The sequence below is a fragment of the Paenibacillus etheri genome (assembly GCF_001012825.1).
In the GTDB taxonomy this organism is placed as follows: domain Bacteria; phylum Bacillota; class Bacilli; order Paenibacillales; family Paenibacillaceae; genus Paenibacillus_AQ; species Paenibacillus_AQ etheri.
This window is the reverse complement of the sequence record NZ_LCZJ02000019.1, coordinates 238,734-253,147: the sequence shown is the minus strand read 5'-3', so window position 1 is coordinate 253,147 and position 14,414 is coordinate 238,734. Positions and strand designations below refer to the sequence as shown.

Below are 14,414 nucleotides of genomic sequence, written 5' to 3'. Positions count from 1 at the left end.
GCTTCTTCATTATAATTCCATTATTGTAATTTGCAATATAGATTTATCCTTTTACTGCTCCCGCTACCATTCCTTTTGTAATCTGATTGGATAAGAAGAAATAGATTAAAATGACGGGTAACGCACCCATAACTAGAAAAGCGCCGATATTCCCATAGTTTACAGAATATTGACTAACGAATGTGTACACGCCAAAGGGTAAAGTCTTCAATTTCTCGGAGGAAATGAAGGTGGCTGCTAAGATATACTCATTCCAAATGTTGATGAACGTCAGAATACACACTGTCATTACCGGTGGTACGGAGACAGGAAGAATAATTGCTCGGAAGATTCGATATACGCTCGCCCCATCGATAAAGGCTGATTCTTCGATTTCATGCGGAATGCTCTTCATAAACCCACTTAATATGAACACCGCAATAGGAGTAGAAAAAGCAACATAAGGCAATATGAGCGACATATGTGTATTCAGAATATGCATATTTTTGAAAATGATCATCAGTGGTAGTAAAGTGGCCTGCATGGGAATCATCATCCCCATTAAGAATATCGTCATGACCAAGTTGCCGTAACGCCAACGGAACCGAGAGATCGCATAAGCTACCATCGAGCTAAGCAGGATGACGAAGACCATCGTTATACCAGTAACCATTACACTGTTGGATAAATACTTTAGATAACTACCGGACTTATAAGCCTCACTATAGTTATGCCACTGAAATACTTTAGGAAATGAGAAAAAACTACCTCCCAAAATCTCTTCATTGGTCTTCAAGGAATAGAGCATTAGCCATAGAAGAGGATATAGCTGGGTAACGACAGGAATCGCAAAGAGAAGATACACGAATCCTTTTTTAAAATATAAGAACGTATAAGTTTCACGGAATACATTATTCTTATATTTCTCGCTTAAACGCTTACCGTCCTTGTAAGGACGCTTTGGGCGTTTATGCTTGACATTCCGCATGATCGCGCACTCCTTTGCTAACTGAATTTTTTCTCAAGCTTATTAAAGATAGTATTAATGCCAGCAGTAAACACAAGGCACAGAATAACCAAGAACGAAGCGATAGCACTACCATATCCATATTTAAAAGATAAGAATGAACTGTTGTACATATGTGTGGAAATAACATCTGTAGCATGAGCGGGTCCACCGGCTGTCATGACCATGACGAGATCAAAGGCCTGCAATGACCCTATAAAGGCGAGTACGATAGATATTTTGAAGATTGGAATAATCAGCGGAAAAGTAATATATCGATCGGCTTTGAATCCGTCAGCCCCATCAATCTTTGCCGCTTCATACAGCTCATCCGGAATATTCTGAACACCGGTATATTGAATCAGCAAATGGTAGCCGAAATATTGCCAAAGAGATACTGCATAAAGCGCGAACATCGCAATTTTAGGTTCTGTGATCCAATTATGAGTCCAGCTATCCAGTCCAAGAAAGATTAGGACGCCATTCAACATCCCTCCCATGGAGACAGGGTCATAAATTGTTTTCCAGAGTTGCCCAATGATAACCACCGACAAAATAACCGGCGTAAAGTAAATAGAAACTAAAGTGTTTCCTTTTCTCACGTACCGGTTTAGAAGGATAGCCATCAACAAACAAAATGGAATTTCCACCATGGAAGCCACAGCATAGAGTAACGTTCTCTTTACAGACGGCCAAAACACTGGATCATGTAAAAACATATCTTTGAAATTAGCAAATCCAGCAAACTTCGCAGTCGTAATTCCGTCCCATTGTAGCAATCCTGTATAAAAGGATACTAGAATAGGAGCAAACACCAAGCACACATACAAAAGCAGGCAAGGTAACACGAAGACGGCGATTGTGCGCGCTGGAACCTTTAGTACCTTCATTATTTCCGCCCCCTAGAATGTAAACACGATGCGAAGAAGCGTTTAAGCACCCTCGCATCGCGTTTGGAACTTTGCTTATTTATTTGCTTCAAATGCGGTTTGATGTTCTTTAGCCACTTGAGCGGAATCCACCTTTTGAACAAAAAGATTTTGGATACTGCTGAGATGGACTTGTGCCGTAGCCGGGTTCATAGTATTGTCAAAGGCCAAGTCGCCACCTTTAACCTGATTGAATAATCCTGAAACGTTGATCGCCAGATCAGAGTAACCTGCGGCTTTCAGGTCTCCATCCACTTTTTGGCCAATTCCTACTGCATTTTTGAGTTCAAATTGCTTTTTAGGATAGTTGAGTGTGAAGAAGTTTAAGAAGTCTTTTGTTTCTTGTAAATGCTCACTGTTCGCAGAAATGGCAAAGGCGCTACCTGGTGCGAGCATGAATTCATTTGGATCTCCTTTACCATTCACACTTGGAAATTGGAAAGCTCCTGTTTTACCAGCCACTGAGGAAGCGTCAATTGCACCTGTTTCCCACGAACCGATAACCCACATAGCAGCTTTACCGGATTTGAAGATATTACCACCTGCGTTAGCATCAATGGAAGTAGCTCCATCTGGGAATGCACCTGCTTGCACGAGATCTTGGAAACGATCCACAGCTTCTACGAAAGCAGGATCTTCAAATGTTTTTTTGCCATCCAGCACATCTTGAAGGAAACCAGGTCCTCCATTAGTGCGAAGCAGGATATTCATGAACAAGAATGAACCCGTCCAGGAATCTTTTTCACCGATCGCGATGGGCGTAATACCCTTTGCTTTCAAGGTTTTTACATCTTGGAGTAATTCATCGAATGTTTTAGGAGTGTCTTTGATGCCCGCTTGCTCGAAAAGTTCTTTATTATAGTAGACTACCTCGATGTTATTACCATCTGGCAGCGCATAAACATTGCCATCGAAGCTGTAGTAATCAAGCAGACCGGATTGATAGGTGTCCTTCAGTCCATTCTGATCCAGCATATCATTCAGGGGAGCAAACAGCTTAGCATCAACGAAAGGTTTCATTTGTGCAGCGGGGTTAACAATCGTAATATCAGGAACTTCTTTGGAAGCGGCTTGTGTTTTCAGTTTGACTTTTTGTTGGTCTGTATTCAGAGTATCCAGTTCGATGTGAATGTTAGGGTTTTCTTTTTCATATTGGTCAACTAATTCATGAAGCATCTTATAAGCAGGTGTTGCTGGATCCGGGTAAATATTTTGAAAAGTAATCGTGACCTTCTTACCGTTTTCGGTTTTTGGAGTTCCGGCATCTGGAGCATTCGTAGCTGTATTCCCTTTCGACTCTGTAGCGCCTTTACTCTCATTGTTTGAATTTCCACATGCTGCCATACTTAAAACCAAAGCTGCTGATAAAGCAATTGTTGAAGTTGCCTTCATTTTTTTGCTGACCATTGTTTGACGCCCCCTATTTTCGTTATAGGCTAATTATTGTACTGTTAAGCGCTTTCAACAAGGTGTCAAAATTAAGATAAATGGTTTGTTTTTTCTAGAAAAATACAAAATATGTCCGAACATAACGAAACACCCGTTAATTCGGGCGCTTCGATTGAAAATATTTTCGATATTCTGTCTGGAAATTCGTTCAATCAGATGTTGTACCAAAATCGGTAATCTTAAGCTTTAAATCAAAGGTCACTGGAATCCGAGTAAATTCCTCGTCCCAATGATCCTTAATCTGTTTCCAGACATGAGGCCTTTCAACGCTGAGCCAATCTCCGAATCCCGCTACATCCACTTTGTAAGTGGATTGCATTTTGTTGATAAGAGCATTGATTTGTTGGGTTAATTTTTCTTCGAATATCTTCTCTAGTTCTTCGAAATAATCAACTTCCGAGGAATGCGCATCAACATCCCAATTCTCAATTAGGCGTCCAGTGGACTCAATTGCAACATGAAATGATATCTTCTTATCGTCGGTCTCTTTCAGCGTAATCTTGCTCTTAACGGATTTCATCTCATAAGTAACCGAGTCGTTTGACTGACTATATGCTTTGAGGCTCCCGCCTCTTATATCCCCCTTGATCCAAGCAATACTCTCCACATCATTTTGGTCGAGATTACCGATCCAATGTCCTGTCTCTCCCTTGATAATACCGGCTCCGGAAAATTTGACCTCACCTTGTGCCTCTATAACGTTCTGCAACACAAAGCTTTGCTCGGAGTACATCAGCGCATCTAGATTCGATAACGTTATGCCCTTCATAACTTTACTGGTTCTGAAATTGTTACGGACCATCTCCACCAGCCGGAAGGAAGGAATCTCCTCCTCAGCCGTCATAAGCGTATCGGACGCACGCCCTTGGCTAAGAAATATGAGGCAGCTGGGACGGATATCGTTATCTCGGAGTACAAAATCCATTAACTGTCTGATCTTCTCCTTTTGCACTAGATCCTCTGATATGACGATAACCTTAAGGTGATGGCCTATAATCTGACGGTTCTTGCGAATGGAGAACTGACGGAATATTTCAAACAGAGAATCCCCTGTTTCTGAAATATTGTAAAAATGGGTTTTGGTTTTTTCGCCTTCTTTACCGGAGCTTCCGATTGTTCTTTCAGGCACAATTTGTACAGTTGCTGTAAGTTTATTATGCTTTGGGTAGCTCCCTCCACGTTCCTCAAATTCCCGCTCGAGCGTTTTAGGTTCCCCCTTCTCAAGCGCCAATCCCGTAATAACACTCAGGTCTTCAATCTCTTTACTGCTCCAACAACCAGGCTGCGTAAGCAGAATCATGAATATTATTAGTAAGTGTATTACCCTCTGTCTAAACATTCTGCTTAAGTCCTTTCTTCCTGATCAGTAATACAATCGACAATAACAGTGGCAACAACATAAAAATCAGCACACCCATATAGCCAATCGAATCACCAAGTCTGAAGACATCGTTGATGCGTTGAGGGATCATCGTGCAGATGAAAATTACAGGCATTAAAGCGAACATCACCGGATGAATCTTCAGATTGAACACTTGCGAAATTCCTAGTGACGCATTAAAGAAAAAACTGCAAAAATTGCAGAACATCTGCATCAGCCATATGACTAACAACGGAAATTCAAATCGTTCAAAAAAGAATCCTGAAATTTCCAAGCTCCGTACCAAATCTATCGTAGGCCAGGTACTGGTGATTACAGAATTGATGGACAGACCTCCAATTACCATCACAACAGTTACCAAATACAGTACCAACGGGATACAGAATCCGACCATCATCCCTTTAACCGCTTCCTGCGGATGCTCCATAAAGGCCGTCATGGTCATAACAACCTCACATCCAGTAAAGATCAGGATGCCCGACTTCATCCCCCGAATGACCGGCATCAGGCCTTCACTCATAAAAGGACGTAAATGATGGATATCAAATATTCTGGAGCTTAAGATAAAACAAATAATCAGGATAAAGATACTGATCGGAAACACAATTTGAAACACACGGGCAATGGAATTAATCCCCCCATATACCAAATAGGTGCCTACCCAGATGAACGGCATCACAATCGCCCAAATTGGAGTCCCTTCCAGAAGAAAGAACAACGTTACTTCCGCCAGTACTCGGATTTCGAAGCCCGCAACCACTATGAAATATAGAATCAGAAGGGAACTCAGTACACCGCCTGGGAGATTCCCTACGATTCTTTTGGAATACTGAAAGACAGTCTTACCAGGAAATTGCTGACTTAGCTTCACCATAATCATAATTACCATAAACACGACGACACCACCCAGCACCACAGAAACCCAGGCATCAGGAGTCTGCACAGCCTTGACAAGATCTCTTGGCAAGGTCAAAATTCCGGCACCCAGCATCGAATTAGTCAATACTATGGCAGCCTGCGAGGTTGTGATCTTGTCATCCGTACGTTTGAACACTGTGGTCTCCCCCCTGCTCCTGCAAGAATACGTTCTCTAGGATTTGCGATTTTTCTTCTGGGTCTTCAGCATCTCCGGTCTTCGCTTCATAATGGATAACGGTGCACGGATAAACAAATCCTTCCAGTCACTTACCCGAAAGGGCGAGATAGGTGTGATGTAAGGAACCCCGAAGCTTGAAAGGCGAGTCAGATGACTGCAAATCAGCAGGAAGAACAGGATGGTTCCGTACATGCCCAGGACCGCTGCAAATAACATGCCTGCGAATCGTAAGATCCGGAGGGTAATTCCAGCACTGTACATCGGTATAGAAAACGAAGAGATCGCTGTCACGGCTACGACAATTACCAGAAAGGGACTTACAATACCAGCCTGTACCGCAGCATCTCCAATGATCAGACCTCCGACAATCCCCATTGCCGGACCTATGGGCTTCGGCAGACGAATTCCAGCTTCACGCAAGATTTCAATGGAAATCTCCAGAATCAGTACTTCAATTAAAGCAGGAAAGGGTACACCTTGGCGTGCTTCAATTATGGAAATGGCCAGCTGAGTAGGAATTAGTCCCGGATGAAAGGAGATAAAGGAAATGTAAAGCGCAGGGGCTAACAGAGCCAGAAATGCTGCGCAGAACCGTAGCACCCGTAAAAGTGTACCTGGAAACCAGCGCTCATAGTAATCCTCGGGAGACTGTAAAAGCATACTGAACGTCACTGGAACAATGAGTGCAAACGGTGTGCCGTCCAGCAAAATTGCAATTCTCCCCTCTAATAAAGAGGCAATCACTCGATCGGGTCTTTCCGTATTCTGTGTTTGCTGAAACGGACTTAGATAATCATCCTCGATTAACTGCTCCACATAGCCGGATTCCAGAATGAAATCCATATCAATTTTGGAGATCCGTTCATTCACTTCCTTAAGCAGATCAGGATTTACAATGTTTTTCATATAAGCGATAACTAGACTCTTCTTGATTTCGCTACCCACTTCAACCATTTTCATTTCCAGATTCTTATTAAGACCTTGGCGCCGTAGCATAGAGGTATTCTCACTGAGCACTTCGGTAAAGCCAATCCGGGGTCCCCGCAGTAAAGCCTCCGAGGTTGGCTCAGTAATTGCACGCACTGCTCCATGTGGAAAGCCAACCAGAAGCATCTCACGCATGCCTTCGACAATCAGTGCAGTGTATCCAAACAGGACAGACTCCTGCAGATGGTCCAAATCTCTAGCATCACTAAGCTGAGCCAGTGGGAGCATATTCTGTTTCATATAGGTGTATATTCCTTCCGAAGCTTGCATTTCACCGGCAAACATCAGATTTTGCAACACCTGTTGATTGATTAGCTCTTCATCCTGCATGCCCTCCACATAGACCAATGCGGCACGTGCCTGAATACCTTTGACTGAGAATTCACGGAAATGCACATCACTATTCCCCCCCAATGCCGTTCTTATCACTGCTAGGTCAGCATCATAATCTTGGGTAAACACTGTAGACGCAGCCTGCTGCTGATTTACTCCGTCGTTGTCTGCCTTCTTATGTTCATCCTGAGAGTTAGCTCCTGACTCCTTGGAGCGTCCGCTTCCAACATAAAAATACAAATGCTTGTAAAGGTAATATAACCCTATGGGAAAGAGCAGCGTGATGGCTGCCTGCATAAAAACTGTCCAATCTGGAATATAAGAGACTATTTTAGACCACATCGCAATCATCCTTTAATAGGAATCTTCTAGATACTATTCTCCGCCTGCCCTGTTTTTATACAACTTATGGAATAGGAGGAAAGTCTATATCCACGCAAAGGGAAATATCCTGTGGTCTGAACATAAAGAGACGCCCACATAAATAGGCGTCTCGATTAAAAATCCTTACTATAGTTACTGTGGTTGACGCCATTGTTTTAGCACTTCAAGCAACCCTGGAACATCTAAACCATCCAAGGAGAATGCTTTGCGAAGTAGCTCATGAGGAATGAATTCGTCATACTTTCCAAGGTAGGGTGCTTCATCCGGAGATAGCAGTGACAAAGGATCTGTCGCTGCCATGCTTTCAGCGATAATTTCTGCCTCCAGCGTTTCCGCATCCGGCTTACCGGCTACGACCATATAATAGGGCTCCATGGGTACAATAGATCGAAGTCCCAGTGAACTCTTCAGGTTATTCTTAAGCAGCCGCTCAAGTGTGCGGAATTGCCGACTCCCTGCCCACGGTAGGATGAACATCGAATCTCCACCTGCTGGCATAACGGAACGTTCAAGCATTCCACTTTCCTTCGCTAAACGACGAGCCCTTTCAAGCCGCGCAGCGGCACTCGGAGCTAAATACGGATACAAGGCCGTTGCGCCTAACACTTCACGTATTTTGGTCATAATTCGTGTATGCACATCCCCACCGGCTCCAAGCCACAACGTATCCACTTTACCGCGTGAAGTTTTCACATAAACAGCTTTATGGCGATTATCGACCTCTTCTACCTTCCAGAGCTTCCCTGCCAGTGTAAAGCAGTAACCAGGTGGTGGTACCGTTGTGATCGAACCGATCTCCTCAGTCCCGTTATAGACAACATGCTCTTCATCGTCTTTGAAGACTGCATAGAAGCGGAAGTTGTTCACGATCTTCTCCCCCGCCATCCCAATAATAAAGCTGCCTTCATCCATCTTCTCGATTTGTCCCATGCCCAGCATATAAGTCATGAAAATGTCGTAGTCTGCAGGATCAATGCTTCTAAATGAAGGTAAGCTCAGAACAGCCTCCTTTAAATCCTCCGGCTCCGCCTCACCCATACTCTTCAATATACTCATCGTCTGATGGTATAGCAGCCCAACAGGTAATTGGCGCACCACCAGTGGTTCAACCCACTTCTCGCGCACATATAGCTCTATAACCGCTATCGCTCGAAGCAGCGTCCAAGGCATCCGTGCCGGAAGCTGCGCTTCCTCATCCTCTTCCTCGGGCGTGACAAAGATCATCTCGGATGCGGCGTCACCACGCCTGCCCGAACGACCGAGTCGCTGCACAAAGCTTGCGCAGCTATAAGGAGCGCCGACCTGGAGCACTCGCTCCAGCTCTCCTAGATCAATGCCCAGCTCCAGCGTCAATGTCGCTGCCGCAACTGCAGGTCCGGAACCTTGCCGCAGCGCGGCTTCCGTCTCTTCACGGAGCATCGCGGAGATGCTGCCATGGTGAACGTGAAAAACATCCCGTTCCCCACGCTTCGCGGCCGTTCTCCGCAGCTCAAGAGTCGCCGTCTCCGCATCCGAGCGGCTGTTCGTGAAGATCAACGCTTTCTTAAGATGCGTGTGATCGTAAATGAAATCGTAGTAAGACTGCTTCGCGCGTTCTAAATGCTCTGCCTGCACTTCATCCCGTGCATCCGGGAAAGAGAAATGCTCCACACTTAAACGGAGCTTACGTCCGCCTTGTGGCGCGGACACCTCTACGCTCTCCCCCGTGCCTGCCGCCAGCCACTCCGTCACCGAAGCATAGTCGCTAAGTGTAGCCGATAGACCGATTCTACGCGGATGGCATCCCGCCATTCGTGAGATCCTTGCCAACTGACTCAGAACCTGAATCCCTCGATCAGCACCCATAAAGGCATGCACCTCGTCAATGACAATAAAACGCAGATCATGGAACAGCGCTGGAATGGCATTCGGGCGGTTCATCAATAGTCCTTCAAGAGATTCAGGGGTAATTTGCAGCACGCCTGAAGGATTCTGCACCAGCTTCGTCTTATCAGCTTGCGGTACATCCCCATGCCAGTGCCACACTGGAATATTTCCTTCTCGGAGTAAATCGTTCAGCCGTGTAAATTGATCGTTAATTAATGCTTTCAGAGGAGCGATATACAGAATACCAACCGAACCGGAAGGACGTTCATAGAGCTCAGTTAACGCTGGAAAAAAAGCCGCCTCTGTCTTACCTGAAGCCGTACCCGAAGCAATCAGTAAGTGATGCGGCGTATCAAACAGCACACGACAAGCATCCACCTGCGCCTCGCGCAAGGTCTCCCAGCGGTTCTTATAAATAAACTCTTTAATGAAGGGAGCCAGCCTATAAAATGGATTATCACTCATAATTCAAACTCCGCGAGGAATCCATCCAACTCGTTTTGCTCTGTCTCAGCAGGTTTGGAGGTTCGTTCACCCACTAGCTTCTCGAAAGAAATCTCCGGATGCTGGTGCAATGTGTGAAGTAGATCCATGAAATCACGCACCACTTCACGCGGAGTCAGGAGCTCGTCTGCCCCTAGTCTGCCCACAGCTTCTTCCATGAAATGAACCAATTGTCCCTGTGTCAACTGTGCTTCGTACCCATAATGAAGCGCATGAATATCTCTAAGCTTTTGCAAAAGTATTAAAATTTCTTCGTGTGATAGCATGTCCAGTGCAATAATAGGTCCAGTGAAATTATTCAGACCTGCCGCGCCGTATCTTCCTGCAACTAATCTAGAACGCAGCGCTTCATAACTAAATAATCCACGCCGTCCATCCTCCACAAACTGCGGAGTCCCCCCTATAAAAATCCCTAGGCTTTCGGCCTTACCCTGCATCGTGTCGTTGAACATCGTAAGCAGCTTCTCATAGTTACTCTGACGTGAGATGCTGTTCGTGATTTTGTAGAGATTGACGCCTTCGTCTATGAACAGCAGCAGTCCCTTATAACCAATAGCAGAAGTGAATTCCGCCCACAGCTTCATATAATCATACCAATTGTCATCATCAATAATCACGCCAACGCCAAGTGCTTTTCGTGCTTCTGTTCGAGTGGCGAATTCACCTCTTAGCCAGCGAAGAGAATCCTGCTTCAATTCATCGTCAGCGAGCTTATGTGCATTCCAATAAGAAGCCAGCACTTTGGCAAAATCAAATCCATGCACCAAACCTCGCATTTCGGAGGCTACAGCATAAATTCGTTTCTCAACCTCATCACCAAGCTGGGGGTGATCAGGTCCGTATTCATTCTCCTGCATCACAGACTGCTGAAGCGTAATGATCCATTTTTGCAAAATAATCTCTAGTGCGCCTCCATCTGGACGCGTCCGGGTAGACAAATGACTCATCAGCTCTCGATATGTAGCAAGACCTTGTCCTTTCGTTCCCACTAATCTTCGTTCAGGGGATAGATCAGCATCTGCCACTACAAAATCACGATCCATTGCATAATTACGGATCATCTGCAAAAGAAAGCTTTTGCCGCTACCGAACTTGCCTGTAATTAGTTTAAAGGCAGCTCCACCCTCCGCGATGTTGTCCATATCTCTCAAGATCGCTTCAATCTCTGGCCGACGGCCAACGGCTATATGCTCTAGTCCGATACGCGGAACCACACCAGCAGTCAGTGAATTGACTAGCGCTGTCGTCATACGTTTAGGAATTTTCAAAACATCCATCTTAAGTTTCACCCCATTAAATATTAAGCAGATGAATTTTATATTCCTCTGCAATTTCTTCACCATCTATGATCAAGTCACCTAGAATGTCCATTGCGATATCATTGATCCCGTCAATCAAGAGCTCTGACATCGTGCCGTTTGCAGCCGCTAGCTTCTGAATGGTTTGTGTTCCGTCTTCGTTCATTAACGCAAGCAGAGCTTCGTGTTGGAGTGAACTTAAAGCATTAGCGAACTGCTCCCACTCCGTCCCTTCGTTAGCTGATTGAACAACTTCTTCAATAGCTAATTTAGGCTCAAGAGATTCAAACGGTATAATGCTTTGTTCTATTTCTTTTTCATCTATTTTTTCATTTTTTTCTGGCTCCGGTCCCTCACTAATGATTTCGATATCGCTATCCTCAAATTCTTCTAGCTCATTCATTTCCTCAACCGTAAGCATGGTTCGTACAATCTCGGAATCACTCTGCAGCCTTTCGAGCTTCTCACGATCAATAACCACTGCCGGACCCTGGTCTTCTTGTTTCTCTTTCTCAAACTCCCGCTTCAGAAAACGAGTGATTAGATCATCCATATCCGCATCCACGTTAACCCCTTTGAGCCTGCCTCGATATCCCATCAGTTCCCGTAATTTATTCTCTGTCAATCGGAATAGCCTTGTAATCAAACTGCGAAGCGGTGGAGATTTACTGATACGCACAACCGGTATAAGTACAGAATAACCATATAGCGAAATATCATATACGGCACTCCGGAATAAATAACGCTCCCGCATTACTGAGGGGCCTGGTGGGAACATTTCAACCAAATTTGAGCCATGTTTCCGGCTGACATAAGCGTTGATTAATGCCACTACCTGTGGAATAAATCGTTCGAGGGCTTCTTTACCTTCCCCCATATAGAACTTAGATTTACTAATATCGTAATCCGACATTGCTGTTAATACTGTAAAGGTTAACTGCTCAGGAGATACAGTAAGACATCTCTCTAATTCTAGCTCTGCCAGATCTCCAGCAAGACCGCGTGAACGAGCAACGATTAAAGATAGAGGCACATCCAAATGATGAACAAACGAGAAGTCCGCGATCCAACCACCCAAATATTGATCCAGACGTTTATAATTTTCTCGATAAGCTTCCCAGATTTGACTGAGCTGCCTATAGCCATCATAAGGATCTTCCCAGCCTACACCATTAATAAGCTCATATACATGCAGAAAAATATATGAAAGATCCGTTTTCGGATATCTACCCTGTCTAACTTCATTTCGCCAATAAAAATACCATCTACTTTGTGTGCCTGTCATATGACCATACGTAGGCCAGTAACTCTTAAATGGAACAAATAGTGCCGACTCCTCGGTTTTATGTTCCAGTTCCTTCGCTCTAGTTACAAACTGACCTTCCGTTGTTGTCACAGGCTCAGGGGTGTCAGTCTCCGTATCCCAAAGCTGCAGCTGTAAAGAAGGTTCAGGCGATGCTTTAGGCTTCTTTATATTTACTGAAGATAACTTAGGCAGCGCTGGTTCTGATGAATTTCGTGGGGGAATAGGAACATTATGCTCCGTGCTTTCCCAAACCAATTCCGTGAAATGAGGTTGCTTCCCATCCTTACTCATGTTCGATCGCTCCGTTCTTATAAAAGAAGGACTAATGCAAGCATAAACGGCTTCGACGTCCTTATATGGACGGTAAGCGTTTAAACGAGAAATATTAGACCTAAAGTATAGGGGAAAAATTATACTTTCTAATATTTTGAAAATATCCCCACAAGCTGTGGCTTTGCTTCGATCATACTCAGGTACTTTGCGGGGACCTCTATAGTTTCTGATAGGTTAAAAAAAACGGCCCTGTTCACAACTGTGAAGGAACCGTTTTGTTCTTATTAAATTTTAGCATTGTTGATAGATTAACATCAAGTATGTAATGAAGAATTATCCTTTACAGGAGCTCCGTTCCCTTTGTCTCTTTTCCTAGGAAGAGCACTGCTAACGCACCAATAATTATCGTTACAAAAAACAACATGAAGATCGAGCCAATCGTTATAGATTTACCTACAAGTACACCTACTAGCAAAGGAGCAATGATTCCTCCAATCCGGCCAAATGAAGTCGCTAAACCAGCGCCTGTTGAACGAATAGCTGTTGGGTACAATTCTGGTGTATAAGCGTACATGCCACCCCATGCTCCGAGATTAAAGAACGATAAGCAAATCCCAGCAGCCATCAGCATGCCCTCTGTAGTCGCATTCCCAAACCATGCAGCACTGACAGCAGTGAACAGCAGGTAGATGACCAGGACAAATTTACGTCCAAACTTCTCAATCAAGTAAGCGGCAGTAAAGTAACCTGGCAGCTGAGCGAGTGTCATGATAAGCACGTACTCGAAGCTTTTAACTAAGCTGAAGCCTTTAAGAACCATAACTGTAGGTAGCCATAGAAACATGCCATAATACGAAAACACTACGGTAAACCATAAAATCCACAGCATAATAGTAGAACGGCGATACTCCGGTGACCATACAGTTGCGATACGTTTTTTCAAGGACACAGGCGCCTTCTTAATCTCAGCAAACTTCGGTGAATCATCTATTGCGCGTCTTAAATATAGAGCATATAGAGCGGGAACAGCACCAATACCGAATGCTACACGCCAGCCATAATCGGGAATGACGAAGAATGCAATTAAAGCAGAAGCGATCCATCCAACCGCCCAAAAGCTCTCCAGTAGCACAACCGCACGGCCTCTCTCACGGGCAGGCATACTTTCAGACACTAATGTTGAGGCGACAGGCAGCTCCCCACCTAGCCCAAATCCAGCGATAAATCTAAGTACACAGAGTATTCCAAAGCCTGTTGCAAAAGCCGACAACCCACTTGCGGCCGAGAAAATCAGGAGTGTCCACAGAAGTATCGGTTTACGTCCAAAACGATCTGCTAATATCCCTGCCGCCGCGGCACCCACAGCCATGCCCACGGAGTTAATACTTGTCAATATGCCGATCTGCTCCGGTCCCAAATTCCAATCCTTGGCTAAAGCCGCAACAACAAAAGAAATCATCCCGACATCCATCGCGTCGAACATCCAGCTTAAGCCTGCGCTGAAGAGTAGTTTCCTTTGCTTCGGATTCCGCAGCAGTGTCATTTGATTCACTTCTAAGCCCCCTTATTTCCAACATCTATCTAATGAAACTTACTTTTGATTGTTTCACTTACACATTTTAA

At 44.6% G+C, this 14,414-nt stretch carries 10 protein-coding genes; all 10 read right to left on the bottom strand.

The window, feature by feature from the left end; all coding sequences use genetic code 11:
• Positions 1-43: 43 nt before the first annotated feature.
• Positions 44-967, bottom strand: a complete 924-nt coding sequence (locus tag UQ64_RS10790; RefSeq protein ID WP_245237919.1) for a carbohydrate ABC transporter permease — start codon at positions 965-967, stop codon at positions 44-46.
• 17 nt (positions 968-984) lie between these two features.
• The gene (locus UQ64_RS10785) at positions 985-1,875 is read right to left on the bottom strand and encodes a carbohydrate ABC transporter permease (protein ID WP_060623474.1); all 891 of its coding nucleotides are present in this window, start codon (positions 1,873-1,875) and stop codon (positions 985-987) included.
• A 75-nt stretch (positions 1,876-1,950) separates the two neighbouring features.
• Positions 1,951-3,321 (bottom strand): sugar ABC transporter substrate-binding protein, encoded by a 1,371-nt coding sequence (locus UQ64_RS10780; RefSeq protein WP_060623473.1) that lies wholly within the window; start codon positions 3,319-3,321, stop codon positions 1,951-1,953.
• A 190-nt stretch (positions 3,322-3,511) separates the two neighbouring features.
• Positions 3,512-4,702: a Ger(x)C family spore germination protein gene (locus UQ64_RS10775; protein ID WP_060623472.1), complete on the bottom strand. Its 1,191-nt coding sequence runs from the start codon at positions 4,700-4,702 to the stop codon at positions 3,512-3,514.
• Complete coding sequence (locus UQ64_RS10770) at positions 4,695-5,798, bottom strand: GerAB/ArcD/ProY family transporter (protein ID WP_060623471.1); 1,104 nt, start codon at positions 5,796-5,798, stop codon at positions 4,695-4,697. Before UQ64_RS10770 ends, UQ64_RS10775 begins: the two co-directional genes overlap by 8 nt.
• A 36-nt stretch (positions 5,799-5,834) precedes the next feature.
• On the bottom strand, positions 5,835-7,502 hold the full coding sequence (locus UQ64_RS10765) for a spore germination protein (protein WP_060623470.1): 1,668 nt from the start codon (positions 7,500-7,502) through the stop codon (positions 5,835-5,837).
• Positions 7,503-7,676: 174 nt separating this feature from the next.
• Positions 7,677-9,875, bottom strand: a complete 2,199-nt coding sequence (locus UQ64_RS10760) for a DEAD/DEAH box helicase (RefSeq protein WP_060623469.1) — start codon at positions 9,873-9,875, stop codon at positions 7,677-7,679.
• A complete protein-coding gene (locus UQ64_RS10755; RefSeq protein ID WP_060623794.1) occupies positions 9,872-11,191 on the bottom strand; it encodes an ATP-binding protein in 1,320 nt (439 codons plus the stop codon). Before UQ64_RS10755 ends, UQ64_RS10760 begins: the two co-directional genes overlap by 4 nt.
• Before the next feature lie 16 nt (positions 11,192-11,207).
• Positions 11,208-12,809, bottom strand: coding sequence for a TerB N-terminal domain-containing protein (locus tag UQ64_RS10750; RefSeq protein ID WP_060623468.1), 1,602 nt, complete (start codon positions 12,807-12,809; stop codon positions 11,208-11,210).
• Between the two features lie 322 nt (positions 12,810-13,131).
• Positions 13,132-14,334 (bottom strand): MFS transporter, encoded by a 1,203-nt coding sequence (locus UQ64_RS10745; protein WP_060623793.1) that lies wholly within the window; start codon positions 14,332-14,334, stop codon positions 13,132-13,134.
• Positions 14,335-14,414: the final 80 nt, after the last annotated feature.